The sequence below is a fragment of the Hyphomicrobium sp. genome (genome assembly GCF_036262015.1).
Classification (GTDB): domain Bacteria; phylum Pseudomonadota; class Alphaproteobacteria; order Rhizobiales; family Hyphomicrobiaceae; genus Hyphomicrobium_C.
The window spans coordinates 430,019-453,631 of the sequence record NZ_DATAJR010000009.1; the positions used below are offsets into that span (position 1 = coordinate 430,019).

The window sequence follows — 23,613 nt, forward strand, 5'->3', positions numbered from 1 at the left end:
CCAGTCGAGTAGGACGATTGTGACGATTGCTGGTCTACAACTCGCTGCCTATACCGTCGACCTCGTCACCTATGTCGTCGACCTCACAATTCGAGCATTCCACTAGGCCGGTCAGTGCGGTGTTTCCACGCTAATTGGCGAAAAAAAGTGGAAGCCTTCGGGGGAAACCAATGCAGAAGAACAAAGTCGTTTCGGCTGACGATGCGATTGCTCTGATCAATGACGGAGACGTCATTGCGACTACGGGATTCGTTCAAAGCTGCATCCCCGAGATGCTGCATGCGGCGCTGGAAAAGCGCTACGTCGACACCAAGGCTCCGCGCGACCTGACCCTCATCATGTGCGCCGGCGCGGGCGACAGCAAAGGCCTCGGCACCGGCCGCCTGCATCACGACGGACTTCTGAAGCGCGTCATCGCCGCCAACTTCGGCCGCATGCCGAAGGTCGCGCAGGCCGCGCAAGACAACAAGATCCAGGGCTACAACCTGCCGCAAGGCGTCATCTCGAAACTCTATCGTAGCTGCGCTTCCGGCAGCCCCGGCCTGTTCACCCGCGTCGGCCTGCATACCTACGTCGACCCGCGCCTCGGCGGCGGCAAGGTCAACACCGTCACCAAGGAAGACCTCGTCAAGCTTGTCGAGGTCGACGGCAAGGAATGGCTCTTCTACAAGGCCACGCCGATCAACGTCGCCCTCATCCGCGCCACTAGCGCTGACCCGCTCGGCAATCTCAGCCTGGAGAAGGAAGCCCTCACGCTCGACGTTCTGGCGCAGGCGATGGCCGCACACAACAACGGCGGCATTGTCATCGCGCAGGTCGAGCGTCTGGTGGCTGATGGCTCGATCAAACCGAAGGACGTCAAGGTTCCGGGTATTCTCGTCGACTGTGTCGTCGTCGCCGATCCGCCCGAGATGCACCGCATGAACTACGGCGTGATGTACGATCCGGCTCTGGCTGGTGAAGTCCGCGTCACCGTCGACAACCTGCCCAAGATGGAGCTCGACGAGCGCAAGATCATCGCGCGCCGTGCCTCCTTCGAGCTGCCGCCGAACGGCGTCATCAATCTCGGCGTCGGCGCGCCGGACGGCGTGGCGAACGTCGCCAATGAAGAGAAGGTCACACCGCTCCTCGTCATGACGACGGAAGCCGGTGCGGTCGGCGGTGTGCTTGCCGGCGGATCGAGCTTCGGCTCCTCGGCCAACGCACACTCGATCCTCGACCAGAACCAGATGTTCGATTTCTACCATGGCGGCGGCCTCGACCTCACGTGCCTCGGCATGGCGGAGTGCGACAGCCTCGGCAACGTCAACACCAGTAAGTTCGGCGGCAAGCTCAACGGCTGCGGCGGCTTCATCGATATCTCGCAGAATGCGCGCGCCGTCGTGTTTGCCGGAACGTTCACGGCAGGCGGTCTCGAAGTCGCGGTTGAGGACGGCAAGCTCAAGATCGTCAAGGAAGGCCGCGCGCGCAAGTTCGTGAAGCAGGTCGAGCAAGTGACCTTCTCGGGCACGTATGCCGCGCAGAAGGGCCAGCCCGTGATCTACGTGACCGAGCGCTGCGTGTTCCAGCTCACGGACCACGGTCTCGAGCTGATCGAGGTTGCGCCGGGCATCGACATCGAGCGCGATATTCTTCCGCACATGGCCTTCAAGCCGCATATCCATCGGCCGATCACGATGAACCCTGCGCTTTTCCGCGACGAGCCGATGGGTCTTTTGGCGGATCTGCTCAATCTCAATCTCAAGGACCGCATCAGCTACGACGCGAGCCGTAACGTCCTCTCGATCAATCTCGAGGCTTGGAGCGTGCGCAAAAAGGCGGATGTCGCTGACCTGCAAAAGGCGATCTCGGACGCCTGCACGGCAGCCGGCCGCCGCGTCAACGCCATCGTCAACCAGGACGGCTGCCGGATCGCGGAAGACCTTTACGACGAATACGCCGATATGGTCGCGTACGTGAGCAAGCATCACTACGAGCGGATGGCGCGCTACGCGACGAGCGTGATCACACGGACGAAGCTGCAGGATGCCCTGCGTCGCCGTGGACTTGAGACCCGCGTCTACGAAGGCGCGAAGGAAGCTTACGCGGCTCTCGAGATGGAACCGGCATAAGACCCGGGCTCGTACTCCATGCAAATTCGACGGCGCTCCCTCCCTGGGGGCGCCGTCTTGCTTTTCCCGGCACGGACGGCAATGGTGCGGCGCTCCTTTGCGTTGTCGCCACCCCTCGAGAAGCCCCCCCGATGCTTTCCCGTTACTCCGGACTTCTCTGGTGCGCGACGTTCGTCGTGCTCGACGCGGCCCAGGCGGTCGTCTTCGGTAGCGTTCTGCAGCGCATGGATTCGCTCCTCGTCGGGCTCCTTGTCTTCGGGATTTCCTCGGTCGGGTGCCTTGTTGGGGCCCCCTGGTACGCACCGGGCCAAATCGGCATCGCCTTAAGGGACCCTCGCACGCTCGTCGTGCTGAACATGTGCACGGCTTGCGGCTGGATCGCCTATTTGTGCGCAGTGCAGCTCATTGAACCTGCCGTCGTCGTCACCGTCTTCTCGGGAACGATCCCTCTTGCCCTCATAGCGGCCGCCGCTGCAGGCGTACGCGAGACGGAACCGCTCGCCAATAAAATCGAGCTCGCCGGAAATGCCATCATCGCGTTCGCAATCGTCGTGCTTTCGGGGATCACGCTGGCTGGATTGTCCGGCTTCATGCGCGGCAGCATGTTCGTCGGACTTGCAGGGATCCTGCTGACCGTCGTCTCTGGCTGCATGATGGCGGGCATGCTGCTGTGCAGCTATCGGCTGAGCCGCAAGGGCGTCGGACCGGCGGCTATGTTCGGCTTACGGTTTCCACTCTACGTGCTGCTGACGGGCGCGGGCTACGCGCTCGGGCTCGATGCAAAGGAGGCTGCGTCGTCACCTGCAGAACTTGCGTGGGTGTTTGCCATCGGGCTGCTCGTGCTGGCGTTTCCGATCTATGCGGTGCAGAAGGCCGTCACGCTGACCTCGGCGCTCACACTCGGTGCCGCTACCGCGCTCATTCCCGTGGTGGTGTTTCTGATGCAGATCGTCGAAGGCCGGGTTGCGTATTCGAACGCCACGCTCGCCGGGCTCGCGATCTACATTGCCGGAGCGGTCATTGCCGCCGCGGGGCGCCTCAAGGCGCTCGGCGTGGAACGCGCCCGCCGCGCCCTCGTCAGCTAGACGACGTGCTGCTCGAGGACGCGGACCGCGAGCGGGGTCTGAGAGAATTTCCAGTGCCTCTATTAATTGCACGCTGCGCAAGAAGTAAGGTTTCATAGGCGTCATTTTCGTTTTTTACCGCATCCTAATTTCTTGCATGCGCCACCTCTTTTATGGCTTCTGCTATTTCCTATTACATCTTGTTTTGTGGCCACTTACGGAGTTTAGCAAATATTTTAGACTAAATCCGATATTCTCCATATCTCAGTCTACTGCCGGATTTTGGGGGCTATTCATGTCGTCGATTAAAAGCCGCCTGCTCATTTCGCTGGCGTTTCTCTTTGCAGCCATCGTCACTGTCGCCTGGATCGGACATCACACCTCGCGCGTAGCGTCCGGGGGGCTCGAGACTGTTTTTCAGGACCGTGTGAAGCCCCTGCGTGACCTCAAAGCGGTCTCCGACCTCTATGCGGTGAACATCGTCGACACGGCGCACAAGGTCCGCAACGGCAACCTGACGTGGGATGCCGGGCTGGCATTGGTCGTCACTGCGACGCAAGAGATCGGAAACCGCTGGGGCGCTTACGCTTCGACGTACATGCCGCCTGAGGAAAAAGCCTTCGCCGAGGACGCCAAGCGCCTGATGGGAGCTGCCGACACGGCCGTCGCGGAGTTTGTGACCGCCCTGAAAGCGAAGGATCACGCCGCTCTGGACAGCTTCGTGATCAACAAGCTCTATCCGGCCATCGATCCGCTGAGCGAAGGCATCAGCAAGATCGTGAGTTTCCAGATCGACGAAGCCGAACGGCAGTATCACATTGCCGAAAACAGCGTAGCGCGCGCCAACTGGGGCATGATCGCCGGCCTCGTCCTCGCCGCTGCCGCGTTCGCGTTCGCACTCTGGACGACGATTGCCGCCGTTGCGCGCCCGCTGTCCGCCATCACCGATTGCATGTTGCGCCTCGCCCGCGGCGAAAGGGGGCTTTCCATCCCCGGCGCTGGTCGCAAGGACGAGGTTGGCTCCATGGCGCAGGCCGTGCAGGTTTTCAAGGACAACGCCGAGGAAACGCTGCGTCTGCGCGAAGCCCAGAAGGAAGCCGAGGAGCGCGCCGCACAGCAGCGCAAGGCCGACATGCACAAGCTCGCAAGCCAGTTCCAGGCGGCCGTTGGCGGGATCATCGACACGGTGTCGGCGGCATCGGCCCAGCTCGAATCCGCCGCGAACGCGCTCACCCAGACCGCGAGCACCACGCACGAGCGGTCTGGCAGTGTTGCAGCCGCGTCTGAGCAGACTTCGGCAAACGTGCAAGGCGTCGCGGCTGCTTCGGAGCAACTCGCCTCGACAGTAACCGAAATCAGCCGCCAGGTGCAGACCAGCAGCTCGATCGCACAGGATGCGGTGAAGCAGGCCTCCATGACAAATGCCCGCGTGACGGAGCTCTCGCAGTCCGCAGACCGCATTGGCGACGTCATCGGCCTCATCAACACCATCGCCGGTCAGACCAACCTTCTCGCGCTCAACGCCACCATCGAGGCGGCCCGGGCAGGCGACGCAGGCAAGGGCTTCGCCGTCGTTGCGCAGGAAGTGAAGGCGCTCGCCTCGCAGACGGCAAAAGCTACGAGCGAGATCGAGCAACAGATCGCGCACATGCAGACGGCGACTAAGGATGCCGTGGACGCCATCTCCGAGATCACGGGCACCATCAACAAAATGTCGGAGATCGCGGGCGCTATTGCGGCGGCCGTCGAAGAGCAAGGCGCGACGACGCAGGAGATCAGCCGCAACGTTATTGAAGCTGCCAAGGGTACGGCCGAGGTTGCCTCGAGCATCACGGAAGTGAGCCGCGGCGCATCGGAAACGGGCTCGGCATCGTCGCAGGTTCTGTCGTCCGCCAAATCGCTGTCGAGCGACAGCCGGACACTCAAGTCCGAGGTGGAAAAGTTCTTGGTCACGGTACGTGCGGCCTAGAACGTGATTGTTTTTGACTGAACTGAAATCACGCAAAAGCCGGTTTCGGCTTTGGCGGAGGCACCGCAATCAGATTGAGCGAAGGGCGGCTTTTTGGCCGCCCTTTTGCTTTGGTACCGACTACACGACCTGTTTGTCCGGGGCGCGGGCGTTCAATGCGTCGGCAAGAATGTCGAGAGCTTTCACAAGTTGCGCCCGGCTGCGCGCCGCTCCGAGCGCGATGCGGATGGCATTGGCGGACGTATCTCCGGCGGCAAACGCCTCGCCTGTGACGATGGCGAGGCCACGGCCGCGCAGCTCGGCGGCGAACCGATCCACCGGCCAGCTCGGGTGCAAGGTAAGCCACACGTGATGGCCGTTCGGATGGGCGGCAAACTGCTGCCCGGCGAGCGCCTGCCGCGCCAACGACTGACGGATCGCCGCTTCGGCGCGTACGGCTTCGATAATGGCGTTTGCGGTCCCGTCGCGCATCCACCGCGTCGCGACGGCGGTCATCAGAGGGGCCGGCATTTGCAGTGTCGCGCGCAAGAGTCCGGTGAGGCGGGACGCGGCTGTGCTTTCCGGCGTGACGACGAGCGAGGTGCGGAAGCCTGGTGCAATGCACTTCGAAAGGCTGGCGCAGAAATAGGAGCGCTCTGGTATCAGCGATGAAACCGGTGTCACGCCGCGCGTGAGCAGGGAATAGGGATCGTCCTCGATCAGCGTCAGCCCGCGCTTGCGGATGATCTCCGCGATACGGATGCGCCGCTCTTCCGACATCGTCGCCGTGGTCGGGTTGTGGATGGTCGGCATCAGGTAGACGACCTTGGCGTCCTTATGTTGGCGCGCAGCGCGCTCCAACGTGACCGGCGCGATGCCTTCGGCGTCCATGTCGATGCCGATCAGGCGCAGGCCCAACGCGGCCGCAGCCGCTTTGAGGCCCGGGTAGGTCAGCCGCTCGGTGAGAATCTCGTCACCGCGCCCGGCCAATGCAAGCAGGAGACAGAACAGCGCCGTCTGTGTGCCCGGCGCGAGCACCAACCGGTCGGACGTTGTGCCCGGCACCAAACTTTGCAGCCACTCCGCCGCGACCTGCCGTTCCGTCAGTGTGCCGCCCGGCTGCTGATACGTGAGATAGGCGGAAAAGCCGGCCTCGGAGCGGATGTCCGAGAGGGTTTTTGCGAGCCGTCCGTCGAGATCCGCTTCCGGAGGATGGGGCGGCAGGTTCATCGATAGGTCGATACCAGGAGAGGCCGCGCGCGGCAGGGCCGATGCTCTCGCCTTCACGAAGGTGCCGCGCCCGACTTTGGCGTCCGTGAGACCCTGGCGGCGTGCTTCGGCATAGGCGCGTGTCACCGTCGTCAGATCGACGCCCAACGCGTTCGCCAATGCGCGATGCGTCGGCAGCGCTTGGCCCTGATGCAGGCGGCCGGCGGCGATGTCATCGGCCAGTGCATTCAGGATGCGCTGGTAGATGGGGCCCTGCCGGTCCGAAATTGTAGGCGTCCAATCCATACAAGTGGGTCATATCGCGCGTTGCTGAGCCATACAATCCCGTTTATGCATTCCTAAATCAAGGGAGAGAGACCAAACACCACAGGAGGTCACATGACTGCGCCCGAACCAACAATGCAGCAGGCCATCTTTCGCGGGGCGCGCTGCAAGTGCCCGGCCTGCGGCGAAGGGCAGTTGTTCCGAAAGTACCTCAAGGTAGCCGACCATTGCCCCGCGTGCGGCGAGGAGCTGTTTCACCACCGCGCCGACGACATGCCGGCCTACATCGTGATCTCCATCGTCGCTCACATCGTTGTCGGCTTGCTGTTCTGGGCCGAGTTCACCTATGCGCCGCCGGTCTGGCTGCACTGGGCGCTGTGGATCCCGCTGACGATCATTCTTACGCTCGGCCTTCTTCCTCCCGTGAAGGGCTCGATTGTCGGCCTCCAGTGGGCGCTCCGGATGCATGGTTTCGCAACCAGCCGGCCACCGCTGGCGACGGCCGCGGTTCAGACGAACTCTTAACGGATAATTGCGCGATCATTTCGGGGCGTGGCTGTGCTACGCCCCGTTCGCAGAAACCCCGATCCATCGAAAGCTCTCCCCGTGAGCGCCGCGCCGATCAGCCTGTCCCTTCGCGACGCGCTTCTCGCGCTCGCGGTGACGGCTGTCTGGGGCACCAACTTCGTCGTCATTCACATCGGGCTCGAGCATCTGCCGCCGCTGCTGTTCGCGGCACTGCGGTTTACGTTCTCGCTGTTGCCCGCCGTGTTCTTCCTGAAACGCCCGAACGTTCCCTGGCGCAATCTTGCGGCGTATGGATTGTTCGTCGGCGCGGGCCAGTTCGGTCTGCTCTATATCGCCATGAGCCAGCACATCACGCCGGGGCTCGCGTCGCTCGTGGTCCAAACACAGGTGTTCTTCACTATTGGCCTCGCAGCCGTGCTTTCCGGCGAGCGGGTTCGCCCGTTCCAGACGGTCGCGCTGCTCGTTACGCTCGCGGGACTCGGGATTATCCTGGCGCACACGGATGCCACTACGAATGCGCTGGGGCTTGGCCTTGTTCTCACGGCGGCAGCTTGCTGGGCCGCGAGCAATATCGTCGTGCGCAGCTCTCCCGGTGTCGACATGCTGGCCTATGTCGTATGGGCGAGCCTCTTCTCTATCCCTCCCCTCCTCGCGCTCTCGTTTGCCCTCGAGGGATGGCCCGCCATCCGCGACGGGCTGATGTCTGCCGATGCGTCGACGTGGGCGGCTGTGGCATGGCAGGCCGTTGGCAACACGCTCTTCGGCTACGCCATGTGGGGATGGCTGCTGTCGCGCTATCCCGTCGCGACCATCGCGCCGATGGCGCTCGCTGTGCCGATCTTCGGCATCACGGCCTCGGCCCTTTGGCTCGGCGAGCCGATCCAGGACTGGAAGCTCGAGGCGGCGGCCTTCGTCATGGCGGGCCTGGCGCTGAACGTTCTCTGGCCGAAGCTCGTCACAAAGCGCGCATCGAAAGCTGTTCCGCAATCGACCTGACCGGTGTCAATCGCCGCTCTTCGAGATGTCCTGTTCAGGCGCTTTCGGAACGGTGAAGCCGCCCTCGGCGACCATGCGGGCGAAGATGCCCTTTCCTTCGGCAAGCTCACGGAACCGACCGCGCTCCACGATGCGCCCCTGGTCTAGCACGAGGATCTCGTCGGCATTGGCGACCGTCGAAAGCCGATGGGCGATGATGAACGTCGTGCGGTTCTCGCGCAGTCTGTCCAAGGCGCGCTTGATCCGCGCTTCGGTTTCGGCATCGAGCGCGCTCGTCGCCTCGTCGAGCACGAGGATCGGCGCATCTTTCAGGATGGCGCGCGCAATGGCGATGCGCTGGCGCTCGCCGCCCGAGAGGGCGACGCCGCGCTCACCGATGACGAAGCCATACCCGCCCGGCTTGCGAGCAATGAAGTCGTGGGCTTCGGCGAGGCGGGCCGCCGTCTCCACTTCGGCCAGCGTCGCGCCCGGACGGCCGATGGCGATGTTGTCGCCGATGGAGCGATTGAAAAGGCCCGCATCCTGGAACACGACGGCGATGGACTGGCGCAGTGAGGCCAACGTCACATCGGCAATGTCACGGTCATCGATGAGAATGCGACCCTGCTCCGGCGCGCGCAAGCGCATGAGCAGCGACAACGTCGTCGACTTGCCCGACCCCGTGGGGCCGACGAGGGCAATCGTTTGTCCCGGCGCGGCCTTGAGCTCTATATCGTGGACGCCCTGCTCGGTTCCGGGAAAGCGGAAGCTGACGTGCTCGTATTTCACCTCGCCGCTCACCGCCGGGAGCGGCGGCGCGCCGGGTTTCTCGACGATGCCGTCCGGCTCGTCGATCAAGTCGAAGTAGGCTTTGAGCACAGGCGCACGACGATGAATGGCCGTCACGAAGCCCGAAATCTGGTCCAGCTTCGAAATCAAAAGATTGGCGAAGCCGACGAACGACACGATCTGGCCGACCGTCAGTTCGCCCCTCCCCGCAAGCACGGCGCCCATCGCAAACACAGCGACCATCGCAATGGTCGCTGCTGCGCGTTGCAGGACCGTGAGGATGCCCCACCATGTCAGCACGGGATACTGCGCGGCGAGGAGATCGCTCATTACGCTGCGCATGGCGTCGCTCTCGGCCTTGAGGCGCGCGAAACTCTGCACGACCGTCACATTTCCGATCACGTCGCCCACGCGCCCGTAAACCGCCGAGTTGTATTGCTCGACGTTGCTTTGCCCCTCCTTCGTCTTGCGCATGACAAATGCGTTCATGACGACGTAAGCGATCGCGAGCACGGCGAGGATGGCCGCCATGCGGATATCCATGCCGATTGCGGTTGGAACCAAGAGCACGATGCCGGCGACGGCCGTGAGCTGCTCGCGCATGGCGCCGAGCCAAAGCCAGAAGAGGGAGTCCGTCCCTTGCAAGATGGAGCGCACGACTGCACCCGAGCCGCGGTCGGCGTGATAGCCCTGCGGCAGCGTCATCGCGCGCTCAAAGGCCTCGGCCATGGCCGCGAGGTGGCGGCGATGGGCGAGACGATCCGCGTACACGGCGACAACAACGCTTGCGAAAATGCCGAACAACCCGAGCGCCGCCCACAGCGCGATGGTTTGGGAGGCGCCCTCTCCGCGTGCAAGGGCATCCACGACGCGGCCGAACAGGATGGGCTCAGCCAGTTGTACGAGGCCGATAACAACGGAGGCGGCGGCGAGCAGGATCGCGAGCGCCTTTTCTGCTCCGAGCATCCCCAGCGCGCGTTTGTAGAGGCGAATGAGATCCATGGAGTTTTCGGCGTTCCCCGTGCAGTGGTGGTGCCAGTGCGGCGCCGTTCATTCTAGACCGCGATCCTTGCGTGCTCGCACCTTTTTTCTCGCTGCATTCTTGCTCATTCACGGCACTTGCGGCTCGAGTTGCGTACCGGGCAACCTCTCGCATTCCGAGCCTGAGACCTGCTAGACTAGAGCGATAAGAAACATCGGGAATACCGATAAGAATTTCTAGGGAGAACACCCATGAGTGCGCGCATGGTCTTCGCAGCCTTGCTTGGTGCGATCTTGGTCTCAACCAGTGTTCCGCCAACGCGCGCGCAGGATCTTTGGCAGTACATCGACCTCAACTCGGATGCGTTCACCAAAGCCGACGTCACCGTCGACGAGGTGAAGGCCGCCATCGCTGCAGCGGGCTCCGCAGGCGGCGTCGACTTCAGCGGCAAGCAGCTCAACCGTCTCGATCTCTCCGGGCTCGACTTGCACGGCGCCAATCTCCAAGCCGCGAAGCTCAACGGGACGAAGCTTTCGGGCGCCAATCTGGCGGGGGCCAATCTCAATCAGTCCTGGGGCCTGGACGCTGATTTCACCGGGGCCAACCTCGAAGGCGCAACGCTTGTTTCGGCGCAGCTCATACGCGCCAAGCTCGATGAAGCGAACCTCTCTCACGCGCGCGTCGCCTGTGATCTGACGCAAGCGAGCCTGCTCAAGGCGCATCTGGACGGCATCAACATGACCGACGGCAAGCCTTCTCGCGACAGCCGCAGGCACCCCTTCATCATGCGCTCTGCGAAGCTCGACGGCGCGAGCGTGACAAATGCCGGACTGATCGGCGCGGTGCTCGAGTTCGCCTCGCTCAAGGAGGCCAATCTGTCGGGGAGCATTCTTGCGGGTGCCGCACTTGCGGGCGCGGATTTCACGAACGCGAACGTGACGAAAGCGGATTTCAACGCGGCCGACCTCAACTCGGCGCACATGGAAACCGTCGTGGGACGCGACCAGATCGTCAACCTCGACAAGGCGCGCAACGTCGATCAGGCCTATATGAAGTAATCCCGCTCAAGGCGCGGGTATTAGCGCTCATTTCCTGAGCCACGTATCACCCGGCAGCTTCAACTCCGATAGCGGAGAGGTCGCGTCCGAGGCGGCGCCTTTGTGCGTGAGCAGCAGCGCGCGGTCGGACATAGCGCGCAGGTGAGCCGCGATGGCGGCGCGCACCTTGCTGCGTCCGTATTTTTTCACCAGCATTTCGAAAGCATTGTACGGCCATTGGTAGGACGAGGTGCGCAGGAGCGCGGGTACGATGCGCTCCAACGGGGCATTGAAGTCGAGATAGACCAACTCGTCACTGCCATCTATCGCCGGCAGGTCGTGAACTTCCCCGGTGTCGCGCAGCATGTCGTGGGCGCCTGTCAGGAGCGCGTGGGCCGGGTCCGCGCCGAGAGTCGCGAGGCAGAGAGCGGCAAGAGCGCAGACGTTCAAGTGACCAGTGGACACAAGATTCGTCATGGGCGGTCTCCCCATAGAATGTCGCAAAACATTCAAATTCGCGTCACGCGGGAGGTCAATCGGCCGCCGCGCTTAACGTGAATTTTTCTGGGGACCAGGGTGTTTAGACGACGCGTCTACCGCTTCGGCAGCCTCTGCCCGAACAGTTCTGGAACGCGGAGAACTGGCCCGCGCTCAGTCGCGATCGGGGGCGCCGGGCGGAAAGAACTTGCGAAACGGCCGTGCTTCATCGACGGCGCGCACGATCGAGGGGCGCGCCAGCAGACGGGCACGATAGGCGCTCAATCTCGGACGCGTGGCGCCGATTTCGTGCACCCAGTCGGCGTAGAAGAGCGACGGCGCGGCCGCACAGTCGGCCAGTGTGAATGCGGTTCCGGTCGCCCAGTTCTGTCCATCGAGCCGCTTGTCGAGCCAATCATAGGCCGTGTCGAGCATCCCGCGAGCCTGCTTCACGCCGTAGGAATCGCGATCGCCTTCCGGCCGCAGGTGATCGAGCACGATCTTCTGCATCGGCGTCATGATGTAGTTGTCGAAGACGCGATCCATCATCCGCGCCTCAAGGGCAGCATCGGGGCTTTCGGGAATGAGTTTATTTTCGCCGGGATGATGGAGCGCGAGATACTCGATGATGGTCGAGGATTCCAGAATGCTCCGGCCGTTATCGACCAGCACGGGCATCCTCTTTAGGGGCCACAACGCCGCCCACTCGGCTCCGGCCGCCGGATCTTCCGGTCCCAGTACGCGATACGCGAACGGCGTCGCGTTCTCGTAGAGCGCGATGAGGACCTTTTGGCAGTAGGAGGAGAACGGGTGGGCGTAGAGCGTGAGTTGCATCGACCTAGTCCCTCGATGGATCCGTTGTTTCGCCGACAATTGCGGCAATCCTAGCGAGGACGATCAAAAACGCCACGAGCCGACAGCAACGCCGGAGAAGCTGGCATCCCGCAACACGCGCGACCTCTCCCAGGTGGTTTACAATTTCTAACCGACCTGCCCGGTGCCGCGTTAGAGCCTTAACCACGCACCGGGGTCCTCATATCCCGGCTGCAAAACGTTGTTTATCTCTGGCCGATCGAAGCTCGGAGCTTTTCTGATGCGGCTGTCGCTCAGCCCCCAACACGCAGAAGCGATCCTCGGCGCGATGCGCGACGTGGCGGAGACGGGATCGGACCTCACCGATCATGATCGCGTGTGTCTTGTGGCGGCCGGTCGCTGGATGCTGGGGCTCCCGCAGGTCGACATTCAAACGCTTCCCTCGTACACGCCCGGCGCGCTTGCGCTGGCTCTTACCGGATCGGGACTAGGCGAAGAAGCGACGCGCCTGCTCGCCGTGATGCCGTTCGTCGATGGCGTGCTCGACAAGAAGAAGATCGCGCGTGTCGAAGAGCACGCCCGGGCGCTGGGCGTCAGGGAAGGCTACCTCGACGAACTGACCCAGGTGCTCCACGACGACGCGACCGATGCCCTTGCGCATATGGTGCGCGACAACATGGAGAGCATTCTCGGCAAGCCGTTCTCCGGCGACGTGATGGCCTGGATGCTGCCTTATCGTGGCGCCGGGGCCGACCCGATCCTCGCCGGGAGGTTCCGGGCGCTCACCGCCAAGCCCGAGGGGTCGTTCGGGCGTGCGTTCATCAACTTCTACACGCGCAACGGTTACGGCGTTCCGGGCGAGACGAGCGCGCTCAACGCACGCTTCTGCCTTCCGCACGACTCCTCGCACATCTTCGCCGGTTACGACACGACCCCGCGCGGCGAATTGTTGGTGTCGACGTTTACGGCCGGCATGCATCCGCGCCATCCGCTCTCGGCGCAGATTCTGCCGGTCATCTTTTCCTGGCATCTCGGCATCAAGATCAACGACGTCGCGAAGTCCGCGACCGGCGCGCTCGATCCGGCCGAGTTCTGGCACGCATGGGAACGCGGTCAGTCCATGAAGATCGACATCTTCGGACCGGACTGGGATTTCTGGAACTGGGTCGACCGCCCGCTCGAAGAGCTGCGCCAGACGTATCTGGCGCAGTAGCCGATCGCTCACACGCCTATTGCTCGATTGTGTAGTGCGATTGGACGAAACCGGAGGCGAACGGCGCCGTCTTCACGTGAGCGAGCCTGATGTCCTTCGCGCGCGCGCCGAATAGTGGGATGCCCTCGCCGAGCAGGATGGGGATCCGGGTCAGAATCAGATCGCTTATCAAGCCGTCGCCCAGAAACGACTGGATGATCTTGCCGCCATCGACGTAGGCGCGCCGCCATCCGTCCCGGTCCAGCTCTGCCATCAGCTGCGCCGGCTCCGCATCACTCAGGCGCACCTTGTCCCTCAGGGGGGACGGGATGTCATCCCGTCGAAGCGTTCGGCTCATAACCACGACGGGCTTGGTGTACGGCCACGTCTCGAACGACAGCGCCTTTTCGTAGGTGCCGCGGCCCATGATCAGCCCATCGACGGAGGCCATGAAGTCGCTGAAGCCATAGTCGTGTCCGACTTCCGGCCAGCCCTCGAGCCAGTCGATGTCTCCGTTCGGGCGCGCGATGAAGCCATCCAGGCTCACGGCAATGAATACGTGGCCTGTGGTCATGGCTTCAACGCCGCTCCTTTGCGTTACCGCTCAAACCGCTTGTACTTGATCCGGTGCGGCTCGACGGCGGCGTCGCCGAGGCGGCGCTTCTTGTCTTCCTCGTAGGCTTCGAAGTTGCCCTCGAACCATTCGACGTGGCTGTCGCCCTCGAAGGCGAGGATGTGGGTCGCGAGACGGTCGAGGAAGAAGCGATCGTGTGAGATCACCACGGCGCAGCCGGGGAAATCTTCGAGGGCTGCTTCGAGCGCGCCGAGCGTTTCCGTGTCGAGGTCGTTGGTCGGCTCGTCGAGGAGCAGCAGGTTGCCGCCTTCCTTCAGCATCTTGGCGAGGTGCACGCGGTTGCGCTCACCGCCCGAGAGCAGGCCGACCTTCTTCTGCTGATCCGGGCCCTTGAAGTTGAACCAGCCGCAGTAGGCGCGGGAGCTCATCTCGCGCTTGTCGCCGAACTTCATGATGTCGAGGCCGCCCGAGATTTCCTCCCAGACGGTCTTCTTGTCGTCGAGATGCGCGCGGCTCTGATCGACATAAGAGAGCTTCACAGTGGGGCCGAGCTTGATTGTGCCGGCATCCGGGTTCTCGACACCGGTCAGCATCTTGAACAGCGTCGTCTTGCCGGCGCCGTTGGGGCCAATAACGCCGACGATGCCGCCCGGCGGCAGCTTGAACGACAGGTCGTCGATCAGGAGGCGATCGCCGAAGGCTTTGCTGAGCCCCTCGGCCTCGATGACCATGTCGCCGAGGCGCGGGCCCTGGGCGATGGAGAACGAAGCCTTGCCGACCTCTTCGCGTCCGGCCTGCTCAACAAGTTTGTCGTAGGCGGCGATACGGGCCTTGGACTTGGCCTGGCGGGCCTTGGGCGACGAGCGGATCCACTCAAGCTCGCGCGCCAGCTGCTTCTGGCGGCCTTCCTCGGCGGCCTTCTCGCTCTCGGCGCGCTTGGCCTTCTGCTCGAGCCAGCTCGAGTAGTTGCCCTTCCACGGCACGCCCTGGCCGCGATCCAGTTCCAACGTCCAGTCGGTGAGGTTGTCCAGGAAGTAGCGGTCGTGCGTCACGAGGATCACGCAACCCGTGTATTCCTTGAGGAAGCGCTCGAGCCAGGCGACGCTTTCGGCGTCGAGGTGGTTGGTCGGCTCGTCGAGCAGCAGGATGTCAGGCTTCGACAGCAGAAGGCGCGTGAGCGCCACGCGGCGCTTCTCGCCGCCAGAGAGCTTGGTCACGTCCGCGTCGCCCGGCGGGCAGCGGAGCGCGTCGAGGGCCTGCTCGACCTGCGTGTCGAGGTCCCAGAGGTCCAAGGCGTCGATCTGATCCTGGAGCGCCGTCATCTCGTCGGCGGTCTCCTCGGAGTAGTTGGCGGCGATCTCGTTGTAACGGTCGAGAATGGCCTTCTTCTCCGCGACGCCCTCCATGGCGTTGCCGAGCACGTCCTTTTCCGGATTGAGCTCCGGCTCCTGCGGCAGGTAGCCGACCTTGATGCCGTCGGCGGGGCGCGCTTCGCCAAGGAAGTCGTCCACCGTTCCCGACATGATCTTGAGGAGGGTAGATTTACCCGCGCCGTTCAGACCGACGACGCCGATCTTTGCGCCGGGCAGGAACGACAGCGAAATGTCCTTCAGGACCTGCTTGCCCCCCGGATAGGTCTTGGAGAGCTTGTGCATGTGGTAGACGTACTGGTGGGCTGCAGCCATTCGGGCGCCTCTTCTGGGATCGAGGTTTCGGGATTTGAGGGGGTATTTAGCGGATCGCCCGGCTAATCTCAATGTCCCCCTGAGGGATGGCGCATTTCACACGTTCGAGACGCCGGTGAAAAAGTAGCGGCCGAGGCCGATGGTGAAGACCAGCCAGCCCCAGAGCGTATGCTCAATAAACACCGCCCAGAACGAGCCCGTCATCGCATAGCGCGCAGCGAGGATTAGGCCGCCAAGCGCCGTCGCGGCGATGGCGAACGTCGAGCCCATGACGATGTGGGCGTATCCGAACAAAAGGCCGTTTACGATCACGATGAGCCACGCGTGCGTGCCGAACAGCGGGCCGTAGCGGTGGAAGAAGAACGAGCGATAGAGCAGCTCCTGCGCGGCCACCGAGAAGATCGGATAGGCCAGCATGATGCGCTGGTAGGTTTCGGGCCGGTTGGTCGGAAACTCGAGGAACCAGGAGGGATGGTAAGTCTTGACGAACCACGTCGCTGCGCCGCCCATGATCAAAAAGATAATGATGATCGAAAGTGCGTTACGCCAGCTGAGCCCGCGCCTGAGTTCATCGCGCAGCCGGAACGTCGGGTCGATGAGCAGTAAGAACGCGGCGATGAACAGCACCGGCAGTAGCGCGACGAAGATCGGGATCTTCGTTCCCGCAGGAATATACTCGGAGAGCAGCGGGATGCGCTCGCCGTGAACGAGCCAAGTCATGAGGATCGGCGCGGCGCCGAACAGCAGCGCCATCTCCAGAAGGAGCCAGCCGCCCATCAGAAGCGACGGCGTGCGCACCAACGGAATTGTGCCGCCCGCGCGCATCGTGCGCTTCTCTCTCGGAATTGCCGTATCGCTCAAGATCGCCACCGCATCAGGTGAGGCCAGATAGCATGGTTCGGCGGCGCTGCCAGCGGCGCTCGATCTCGGCGGCGACCACGTCGGCTGCGTAGAGAGGTTCGTAGCTCCAGGTGCCCAGCGTCTCGAACCGCTCGGGCGCAGCGCGAGTCACACCCTTCTCGCGCAAACGCTGATGGAAGGCCGTGAACTTTTCCGCGCCGCCGGGCGGCTCGAAAATGTAGATGGGCTTACCCGTCGCGGCCGCCTCGCCCGCCATGTTGACGCTGTCGGCCGTGACCAGGAACGCATCGGCGTGGGCAAGAAAGGCGCGATAGGGGTTGGGCCCCTCGCCCTTCCAGATGATGGCATTCGCCCCCCGCACTGCCCGCTCGATGCCGGCGATCAATTCGGGCGGCGTTCGGCGCGAGGTCGTGATCATCAATCCAGCCCCGAGATCGGCCAGAGAGCGCACGAGCGCCGCAAGTTCTTCAACGACAGGATGGGGATAGCGATATCGTTCGTTGGGGCCGCCAATCAAGACAGCGATGCGGGGCTGCCTCAAGGCGTCGATGGCTGCATCAGGGTGACTGCGGAGATCCGTCAGGAGCGCAGGAGAAAGCGGATGCGGTGCCGTCAACGTCGACACGACGTTCGGGCCGCGGCGTTTGTCGTGTTCCGGCACCCAGAAGAGGTCGGCGCTGCGCGGACCTGTCTTGGGGTCCATCATGATGACGGTATAGGTCTTGAGCCCTGCCTTCTTCTTCAGGGCGCGGATGTAAGGCGTCGTCGTCCGGCCAGCGGCGAAGGCGATTTGGGGCCAGGGCGGCGCGAAGAGCGTGCCCGGCTTGCCGAATTTCTCGCCGGGGTCGACTGGGCCCCACGGCGCCATGAGCTTCCACACGCCGGTGGGTGCGACGCGCTTGATCTCGGCCCGCACGCCTAGTGCTTCGGCGACGCCCAGGCAGAGCGCCTCATGACCGGCCTTGCCGTCGCTGATGATCCAGGCCGTAGCCCCGGACAGCGGGCGTGTCTGCACGGGGTCCGCCCTCTCGGTCGCCTGCGTGGGAGTTTGCATGGGCGTCACCATCCCCGGTCGCGCGGCATGTGTCGAGCGTCTTCGCACGCGCAACAGACGTTTTAATTGGGCTGAGATTTCTTTGCATTTATTGCGCGTCTGACGTACCTCCAGGGGAAGTATCCCGAGGACTTCCATGCCCCTTCGTCTCGACGCAACTGACCGGCGCATCGTGCGCGAGCTGATCGCGGACGGCGCGCTGACCAATGTGGCACTCGCCCAGCGGGTCGGTCTGTCCGCTCCCCCTTGCCTCCGGCGCGTGCGGGCGCTCGAGGATGCGGGCGTGATCCAGGGCTACACGGCGCTGGTGGACGAGCGCGCGCTGGGATTCGAGCTCACGGCCTTTGCCCTCGTCGGGTTGCACAGCCAGGCGGAGCCCGACCTGCGCGCGTTCGAAAACCGGGTGCTGGGCTGGTCCATCGTGCGCGAAGCCTACATGCTGTCCGGCGAGAGCGACTACATCCTGCGGTGTGTCGCGCCGGACCTGCCCGCGTTCCAGGACTTCATCCTGAAAGACCTGACGGCCGCGCCGAACGTCGCGAGCGTGAAGACTAACCTCGCCATCCGCCGTGCCAAGTTCGCGCCGGGTGTTACGCTTCCGGTGTCCGACGAGGCTTAGGTCAGTCGGCGCTTGTCATAGAGCTGCGGGAAGAAGCGCGTCCACAGGCCGGTGATGAGGAGCGTTCCGGCGCCACCAATGACGACGGCGGGCACTGTCCCAATGAAGGCGGCCATCGATCCGGCTCGGAACTCGCCGACCTCGTTCGATGCCCCGATGGCGACGCTGTTTACAGCCGTCACACGGCCACGAACATCGTCCGGTGTCGCCAACTGGATCAGGGTCGCGCGCACGTTGACGCTGATCATATCGGCGGCGCCCATGATGAAAAGCGCTGGGATCGAGATCCACAGCGTGGTCGACAGTCCGAAAACGATGATGGCGAGGCCGTAAACGGCGACGCCGGCGAACATCACCTTCCCAGCGTGGTCGCGGATCGGGTTGCGGACGAGCCAGACGACCATGACGAGCGCGCCGACGCCAGCGGCCGAGCGCAGGAGGCCGAGTCCCCAGGGCCCGACATCGAGAATATCGCGGGCGAAGACGGGCAACAGTGCGGTGGCGCCGCCGAGCAGCACCGCAAAGAGATCGAGCGATATGGCGCCCAGGACAACGGGGTTGCGCCAGATGTAACGGACGCCCGCCAGCATGCTTTCGACGGAGCGCGGCTCGGACAGCGTCTTCTGGGCCGGTTTCGGAATGAGGAGCGTCAGCAGTGCGGCGATGCCGAACAGCACGAAGGCCGTGCCGTAGGCGGCATTGTGCGAAAGCCCGTAAAGCAAACCTCCTATGGCAGGGCCGATCGTGAAAGAAGCCTGCATGGCGGACGAGTTCCAGGCCACCGCATTCGCGAACGACTCGCGCGGAACGAGATTTGCAGCGAGCGACTGCACCGCCGGTGTCAGGAACGCGCGCGCGACGCCAAAGAGCGTCAAGATAATGAACACTGGCCAGACTTCGCCGTGGAGCTCCGGCTGAGACGCGTGCACGATCCAGAAGGCCGCGAGCGCGGCCACGCATAGAGCTTCGAGCCCTATGCAGAGGCCCATAATGGCGCGCCGATTGAAGCGGTCGGCGACCGAGCCCGTCACCAGCACGAAGACGAGCGCTGGAGCAAACTGAACGAGGCCGACAAGGCCGAGCAGGAAGGGTTCACGCGTCTCGTCGTAGATCTGCCAGCCGACGGCCACGGACACAATCTGGGTTGCAAACCCGTTCAGGAAGCGCGCGGTCCAGTAGAGCCGGAACGACGAATAGGCAAAGGCGGATAGCGGCTCTACTGCGCCAGCTCTTGCGTCCTGATCCAACCGACTACTCCGACAGCGGCGGGTGGCCAGCTACCGTTTTCGGGGTGCTGCCGTCCCGGCCGCCGTTTCAGGCTACTTCCATTCGATCTTGAGCACTTCGTAGGAGCGCGCGCCCTTGGGCGTCGTCACTTCCGCAGTGTCGCCGGTCGATTTGCCGATGAGGGCCCGGGCAATGGGGCTCGAAATCGAGATCTTGCCCTCGCGCACGTTGGCTTCGAGATCGCCCACGATCTTGTATTTGACCTTCTCTTCGGTGTCCTCGTCGACAAGCGTCACCGTGGCACCAAACTTGATCGAGGTGCCGGACAGCTTCGAGGTGTCCACGACCTCGGCGCGGCCGATCTTGTCCTCGAGCTCGGCCACTTTGGCCTCGTTCATGCCCTGGGCTTCCTTGGCGGCGTGATACTCGGCGTTTTCCGACAGGTCGCCATGAGCGCGTGCCTCGGCGATGGCCTGGATGATGCGGGGGCGCTCCTCCGCTTTCAGGCGCTGCAGCTCCGCCTCGAGGAACTGGAAGCCCTCGACCGTCATCGGAACGCGTTCCATCGACATTGTTAACGTCTCCCATTCGGCCTGGCTGAGTAAGCCAGCACCCTAAATTCGTGTAATCCCTGAACTCTAATGGGACTTGGTGGTCGGATAACGCCTCAAGGACCCAGAAGTCTCAAGAGGCGCGGCCGACGTAGGCCTGCAGCGGTGAAACTTTGAGGATATCGGCCTTCAAGGCCTTGATCGCGCGCGTTACTGCGACCGCACCGGCTAAAGTTGTATAATACGGAACATGGTGAAGCAAGGCCGAGCGCCGGATGTCCTTGCTGTCAGCCACAGCCTTGGCACCCTCAGTTGTGTTGAATACCAGCGCCACTTCGCCGTTTTTGATGGCGTCCACGATGTGTGGGCGGCCCTCAAGTACCTTGTTCACAACTTCGCATTGCAGGCCATTCGCCTGCAGATGACGCCGCGTGCCCCGGGTCGCGATCACCTTGAAGCCGAGGTCCACGAGCTCGCGGAGTGGCGCAATGATGCGGTCCTTGTCGCTGTCCTTGACCGATACGAAGACCGTACCGGAGAGCGGCAGCTTCTGGCCCGCGCCAAGCTGGCTCTTGGCGAATGCGATCGCGAAGTCGCGATCCACGCCCATCACCTCGCCAGTGGAGCGCATCTCCGGCCCGAGGATCGGATCGACGCCCGGGAAGCGCGCAAACGGGAACACGGCTTCCTTGACGGCGACGTGGTCGATCTTCGCCGGCTTCAGCCCGAAGCTGGCGAGCGGACGGCCGGCCATGACCTCAGCTGCAATGGCTGCGATCGGCTTGCCGATGACCTTGGCGACGAACGGCACCGTGCGCGACGCGCGCGGGTTGACCTCGAGAACGTAGACTTCGTCGTCCTTGATGGCGAACTGGACGTTCATGAGGCCGACGACGCCGAGGGCAAGCGCTAGCTCGCGCGCCTGGCGCTCGAGCTCGGCGATGATCTTCGGCGACAGCGAGTACGGCGGCAGCGAACATGCCGAGTCGCCGGAGTGAATGCCCGCCTCCTCGATGTGCTCCATGATGCCGGCGACGAACGTGTCCTTGCCGTCGCACAGGCAGTCGACGTCGACCTCGGTTGCATCGGCGAGATACCGATCGATGAGGAGCGGACGCTTCGCGGAAACGACAAGCTCCGACGGACGGTCGAGCGTCGCGGAGAGGCGCGTGATGTAGCGATCTACCTCGGCGCGGTCGTGCACGATCTCCATGGCGCGACCGCCCAGAACGTAGGACGGACGGATGACGACCGGGAAGCTCACGCGCTCGGCGATGGCGGCAGCTTCCTGCGGGGTGGCCGCAATGCCGCTTTCCGGCTGGCGCAGGCCGAGCTTGTCGATCAGCGCCTTGAAGCGATCGCGATCCTCAGCGAGGTCGATGGCATCAGGCGACGTGCCGAGAATGGGAACGCCGGCTTCCTCGAGCGCGCTCGCGAGCTTGAGCGGCGTCTGGCCGCCGAACTGTACGATGACGCCCTTGACCTTGCCGTTCTCCTGCTCGCGCTGGATGATCTCCAGTACGTCCTCGGCCGTCAGCGGCTCGAAATAGAGGCGGTCCGACGTGTCGTAATCGGTCGAGACGGTTTCCGGGTTGCAGTTGACCATGATGGTCTCGTAACCCGCAGCCGTGAGCGCGAAACACGCGTGACAGCAGCAGTAGTCGAACTCGATGCCCTGGCCGATGCGGTTCGGACCGCCGCCGAGAATGATGATCTTCTCGCGATCGGAAGGCGCAGCCTCGCAGACCGGCGCGCCGGTAAGGCCGCGCTCGTAGGTCGAATACATGTAGGCTGTCGGCGACGCGAATTCGGCCGCGCAGGTGTCGATGCGCTTAAAGACCGGGCGCACGCTCAACGCGCGGCGCGCTTCGCGCACCTCGGCTTCGGTCTTGCCGGCCAACTTGGCGAGACGTGCATCCGAGAAGCCCATGGCCTTGAGCGAGCGGAGATGTTCCGCAGTGCCGGGCAGGCCGTGCGCCTTGATGCGCGCTTCCACGTCCAGGATCTCCTGGATGCGCGCGATGAACCACGGATCGATCTTGCACGACGCATGCACCTGCTCGGCATCGACGCCGAGGCGCAAAGCCTGCGCCACCTTGAGCAAACGGTCGGGAGTCGGGCGACCGAGCGCGGCGCGGACGACATTCTTGTCGTCGCCCTGGCCCAGGCCTTCGAGTTCGATGTCGTCGAGACCGGTCAATCCGGTCTCCATGGAGCGAAGCGCCTTCTGCAGGCTTTCCGCAAAGGTCCGGCCAATGGCCATGGCCTCGCCGACCGAGCGCATGGCGGTGGTCAGCGTGGTGTCGGCACCCTGGAACTTCTCGAACGCGAAGCGCGGGATCTTCGTCACGACGTAGTCGATCGTCGGCTCGAAGGAGGCCGGTGTCGCGCCGCCCGTAATGTCGTTCTCGAGCTCGTCGAGCGTGTAGCCAACGGCGAGGCGTGCCGCGACCTTGGCGATCGGGAAGCCCGTCGCCTTGGACGCGAGCGCCGAGGAGCGTGACACGCGCGGGTTCATCTCGATGACGACGAGGCGGCCGTCCTCGGGGTTGACCGCGAACTGGACGTTCGAACCGCCGGTCTCGACGCCGATCTCGCGCAGCACCGCCAGCGAGGCGTCGCGCATGATCTGGTATTCTTTGTCGGTGAGCGTCAGAGCGGGGGCAACCGTGATGCTGTCGCCCGTGTGCACGCCCATCGGATCGATATTCTCAATCGAGCACACGATGATGCAGTTGTCCGCCTTGTCGCGGACGACCTCCATCTCGTATTCCTTCCAGCCGAGCAGGCTTTCATCGATCAGAATCTGGCCGACCGGCGAGGCATCGATGCCCGACCGAACGATCTGCTCGAATTCCTCACGGTTGTAGGCGACGCCGCCACCCGTGCCGCCGAGCGTGAAGGCGGGGCGGATGATGGCCGGCAGGCCGACCGTGTCGAGCGCGCGCATGGCCTCGGCAAAGCCGACCTGCGCGTCGTAACCGACGATATGTCCCTCGGCATCCTTGATGGGCGGCGAAGAGGCAATCACGGCGCGGGGGCTTTCGAGCCCAATGCGGTCCATCGACTCGCGGAACAGCTTGCGGTCTTCCGCTTTGTCGATGGCCTCGGCGCGCGCGCCGATCAGTTCGACGCCGTGCGCTTCGAGAACACCCTGGCGCTCGAGCGCGAGCGCGGTGTTGAGCGCCGTCTGGCCGCCCATGGTCGGCAGCAGCACGAGCTTGTCGTTCGGCCGCTGACGGCGCTCCTCGGCGATGATCTTGGCGACGATATCGGGCGTGATCGGCTCGATGTAGGTCGCGTCCGCCAGCTCCGGATCCGTCATGATGGTGGCAGGATTGGAGTTGACCAGAATGATCCGGTACCCCTCCGCCTTCAGGGCCTTACAGGCCTGTGTGCCGGAATAATCGAACTCGCACGCCTGGCCGATGATGATCGGGCCGGCGCCGATGATGAGGATGGAGTCGATATCTGTGCGTTTGGGCATGGCGAGGCCGGTTCTATTCGACGGTTTCGGGTTTGGCTATAGGCGAGACGCCGCGATACACGGGCCTCGCCTGCGGCGAGTTGATCGTAGGACCGGGTCCCGACAGCAAGCGAGGGCGCCTTATGACACCCTCGCGACACGTTCA

The 23,613-nt window shown here is 63.6% G+C and carries 19 protein-coding genes; 8 read left to right on the forward strand and 11 right to left on the reverse strand.

The genetic code is table 11. The features are described from left to right. Window positions 1-170: 170 nt before the first annotated feature. From VHO05_RS17570 to VHO05_RS17580, 3 genes are all read left to right on the forward strand, one after another. Window positions 171-2,111: an acyl CoA:acetate/3-ketoacid CoA transferase gene (locus VHO05_RS17570; protein WP_329647912.1), complete on the forward strand. Its 1,941-nt coding sequence runs from the start codon at window positions 171-173 to the stop codon at window positions 2,109-2,111. Window positions 2,112-2,242: 131 nt separating this feature from the next. After that, on the forward strand, window positions 2,243-3,196 hold the full coding sequence (locus tag VHO05_RS17575) for a hypothetical protein (RefSeq protein ID WP_329647913.1): 954 nt from the start codon (window positions 2,243-2,245) through the stop codon (window positions 3,194-3,196). Between the two features lie 274 nt (window positions 3,197-3,470). After that, a complete protein-coding gene (locus VHO05_RS17580) occupies window positions 3,471-5,144 on the forward strand; it encodes a methyl-accepting chemotaxis protein (RefSeq protein ID WP_329647914.1) in 1,674 nt (557 codons plus the stop codon). 120 nt (window positions 5,145-5,264) lie between these two features. On the opposite strand, the gene VHO05_RS17585 is transcribed toward VHO05_RS17580, so the two are convergent. Continuing rightward, a complete protein-coding gene (locus VHO05_RS17585) occupies window positions 5,265-6,638 on the reverse strand; it encodes a PLP-dependent aminotransferase family protein (RefSeq protein WP_329647915.1) in 1,374 nt (457 codons plus the stop codon). A gap of 93 nt (window positions 6,639-6,731) precedes the next feature. Here VHO05_RS17585 and VHO05_RS17590 point away from each other — a divergent pair, with 93 nt between their 5' ends. Then, entirely contained in the window at window positions 6,732-7,142 is a 411-nt protein-coding gene (locus VHO05_RS17590) for a DUF983 domain-containing protein (protein ID WP_329647916.1), read from the forward strand. Window positions 7,143-7,223: 81 nt separating this feature from the next. Next, window positions 7,224-8,141: an EamA family transporter gene (locus tag VHO05_RS17595; protein WP_329647917.1), complete on the forward strand. Its 918-nt coding sequence runs from the start codon at window positions 7,224-7,226 to the stop codon at window positions 8,139-8,141. 6 nt (window positions 8,142-8,147) lie between these two features. Here VHO05_RS17595 and VHO05_RS17600 read toward each other — a convergent pair whose 3' ends face one another. Beyond that, a complete protein-coding gene (locus VHO05_RS17600) occupies window positions 8,148-9,911 on the reverse strand; it encodes a glucan ABC transporter ATP-binding protein/ permease (protein WP_329647918.1) in 1,764 nt (587 codons plus the stop codon). A 231-nt stretch (window positions 9,912-10,142) separates the two neighbouring features. On the opposite strand from VHO05_RS17600, the gene VHO05_RS17605 reads away from it, so the two are divergent. Then, on the forward strand, window positions 10,143-10,949 hold the full coding sequence (locus VHO05_RS17605; protein WP_329647919.1) for a pentapeptide repeat-containing protein: 807 nt from the start codon (window positions 10,143-10,145) through the stop codon (window positions 10,947-10,949). 27 nt (window positions 10,950-10,976) lie between these two features. Here VHO05_RS17605 and VHO05_RS17610 read toward each other — a convergent pair whose 3' ends face one another. Both VHO05_RS17610 and VHO05_RS17615 read right to left on the reverse strand, forming a co-directional pair. Further along, window positions 10,977-11,405: a hypothetical protein gene (locus tag VHO05_RS17610; protein ID WP_329647920.1), complete on the reverse strand. Its 429-nt coding sequence runs from the start codon at window positions 11,403-11,405 to the stop codon at window positions 10,977-10,979. Between the two features lie 174 nt (window positions 11,406-11,579). Further along, window positions 11,580-12,239, reverse strand: a complete 660-nt coding sequence (locus tag VHO05_RS17615) for a glutathione S-transferase family protein (RefSeq protein ID WP_329647921.1) — start codon at window positions 12,237-12,239, stop codon at window positions 11,580-11,582. A gap of 259 nt (window positions 12,240-12,498) precedes the next feature. Here VHO05_RS17615 and VHO05_RS17620 point away from each other — a divergent pair, with 259 nt between their 5' ends. Beyond that, complete coding sequence (locus VHO05_RS17620; protein ID WP_329647922.1) at window positions 12,499-13,431, forward strand: hypothetical protein; 933 nt, start codon at window positions 12,499-12,501, stop codon at window positions 13,429-13,431. A 16-nt stretch (window positions 13,432-13,447) separates the two neighbouring features. Here VHO05_RS17620 and VHO05_RS17625 read toward each other — a convergent pair whose 3' ends face one another. The 4 genes from VHO05_RS17625 to VHO05_RS17640 form a co-directional block, all read right to left on the reverse strand. Continuing rightward, entirely contained in the window at window positions 13,448-13,984 is a 537-nt protein-coding gene (locus VHO05_RS17625) for a dihydrofolate reductase family protein (protein WP_329647923.1), read from the reverse strand. Window positions 13,985-14,007: 23 nt separating this feature from the next. Next, a complete protein-coding gene (ettA, locus tag VHO05_RS17630; protein ID WP_329647924.1) occupies window positions 14,008-15,669 on the reverse strand; it encodes an energy-dependent translational throttle protein EttA in 1,662 nt (553 codons plus the stop codon). A gap of 96 nt (window positions 15,670-15,765) precedes the next feature. Then, the gene (locus tag VHO05_RS17635; RefSeq protein ID WP_329647925.1) at window positions 15,766-16,530 is read right to left on the reverse strand and encodes a CPBP family intramembrane glutamic endopeptidase; all 765 of its coding nucleotides are present in this window, start codon (window positions 16,528-16,530) and stop codon (window positions 15,766-15,768) included. A gap of 13 nt (window positions 16,531-16,543) precedes the next feature. After that, window positions 16,544-17,584: a mitochondrial fission ELM1 family protein gene (locus VHO05_RS17640; RefSeq protein ID WP_329647926.1), complete on the reverse strand. Its 1,041-nt coding sequence runs from the start codon at window positions 17,582-17,584 to the stop codon at window positions 16,544-16,546. Window positions 17,585-17,720: 136 nt separating this feature from the next. On the opposite strand from VHO05_RS17640, the gene VHO05_RS17645 reads away from it, so the two are divergent. Beyond that, window positions 17,721-18,203, forward strand: a complete 483-nt coding sequence (locus tag VHO05_RS17645; protein WP_329647927.1) for an Lrp/AsnC family transcriptional regulator — start codon at window positions 17,721-17,723, stop codon at window positions 18,201-18,203. Here VHO05_RS17645 and VHO05_RS17650 read toward each other — a convergent pair. The 3 genes from VHO05_RS17650 to carB form a co-directional block, all read right to left on the reverse strand. Then, window positions 18,200-19,450 carry an MFS transporter gene (locus VHO05_RS17650; RefSeq protein WP_329647928.1) on the reverse strand — a complete coding sequence of 417 codons (1,251 nt, stop codon included), beginning with the start codon at window positions 19,448-19,450 and terminating at the stop codon, window positions 18,200-18,202. The genes VHO05_RS17645 and VHO05_RS17650 overlap by 4 nt on opposite strands. 72 nt (window positions 19,451-19,522) lie before the next feature. Further along, a complete protein-coding gene (greA, locus tag VHO05_RS17655; protein WP_329648195.1) occupies window positions 19,523-19,996 on the reverse strand; it encodes a transcription elongation factor GreA in 474 nt (157 codons plus the stop codon). A 118-nt stretch (window positions 19,997-20,114) separates the two neighbouring features. Further along, window positions 20,115-23,468: a carbamoyl-phosphate synthase large subunit gene (carB, locus tag VHO05_RS17660; protein WP_329647929.1), complete on the reverse strand. Its 3,354-nt coding sequence runs from the start codon at window positions 23,466-23,468 to the stop codon at window positions 20,115-20,117. Between the last annotated feature and the right edge of the window lie 145 nt (window positions 23,469-23,613).

Bases quoted from the DNA above. Each gene is read 5' to 3' on its own strand.
- VHO05_RS17570 (WP_329647912.1), top strand. From the start codon at position 171: ATGCAGAAGAACAAAGTCGTTTCGGCTGACGATGCGATTGCTCTGATC.
- VHO05_RS17575 (WP_329647913.1), top strand. From the start codon at position 2,243: ATGCTTTCCCGTTACTCCGGACTTCTCTGGTGCGCGACGTTCGTCGTG.
- VHO05_RS17580 (WP_329647914.1), top strand. From the start codon at position 3,471: ATGTCGTCGATTAAAAGCCGCCTGCTCATTTCGCTGGCGTTTCTCTTT.
- VHO05_RS17585 (WP_329647915.1), bottom strand. From the start codon at position 6,638: ATGGATTGGACGCCTACAATTTCGGACCGGCAGGGCCCCATCTACCAG.
- VHO05_RS17590 (WP_329647916.1), top strand. From the start codon at position 6,732: ATGACTGCGCCCGAACCAACAATGCAGCAGGCCATCTTTCGCGGGGCG.
- VHO05_RS17600 (WP_329647918.1), bottom strand. From the start codon at position 9,911: ATGGATCTCATTCGCCTCTACAAACGCGCGCTGGGGATGCTCGGAGCA.
- VHO05_RS17605 (WP_329647919.1), top strand. From the start codon at position 10,143: ATGAGTGCGCGCATGGTCTTCGCAGCCTTGCTTGGTGCGATCTTGGTC.
- VHO05_RS17610 (WP_329647920.1), bottom strand. From the start codon at position 11,405: ATGACGAATCTTGTGTCCACTGGTCACTTGAACGTCTGCGCTCTTGCC.
- VHO05_RS17615 (WP_329647921.1), bottom strand. From the start codon at position 12,239: ATGCAACTCACGCTCTACGCCCACCCGTTCTCCTCCTACTGCCAAAAG.
- VHO05_RS17620 (WP_329647922.1), top strand. From the start codon at position 12,499: ATGCGGCTGTCGCTCAGCCCCCAACACGCAGAAGCGATCCTCGGCGCG.
- VHO05_RS17625 (WP_329647923.1), bottom strand. From the start codon at position 13,984: ATGACCACAGGCCACGTATTCATTGCCGTGAGCCTGGATGGCTTCATC.
- ettA (WP_329647924.1), bottom strand. From the start codon at position 15,669: ATGGCTGCAGCCCACCAGTACGTCTACCACATGCACAAGCTCTCCAAG.
- VHO05_RS17640 (WP_329647926.1), bottom strand. From the start codon at position 17,584: ATGCAAACTCCCACGCAGGCGACCGAGAGGGCGGACCCCGTGCAGACA.
- VHO05_RS17645 (WP_329647927.1), top strand. From the start codon at position 17,721: ATGCCCCTTCGTCTCGACGCAACTGACCGGCGCATCGTGCGCGAGCTG.
- greA (WP_329648195.1), bottom strand. From the start codon at position 19,996: ATGGAACGCGTTCCGATGACGGTCGAGGGCTTCCAGTTCCTCGAGGCG.
- carB (WP_329647929.1), bottom strand. From the start codon at position 23,468: ATGCCCAAACGCACAGATATCGACTCCATCCTCATCATCGGCGCCGGC.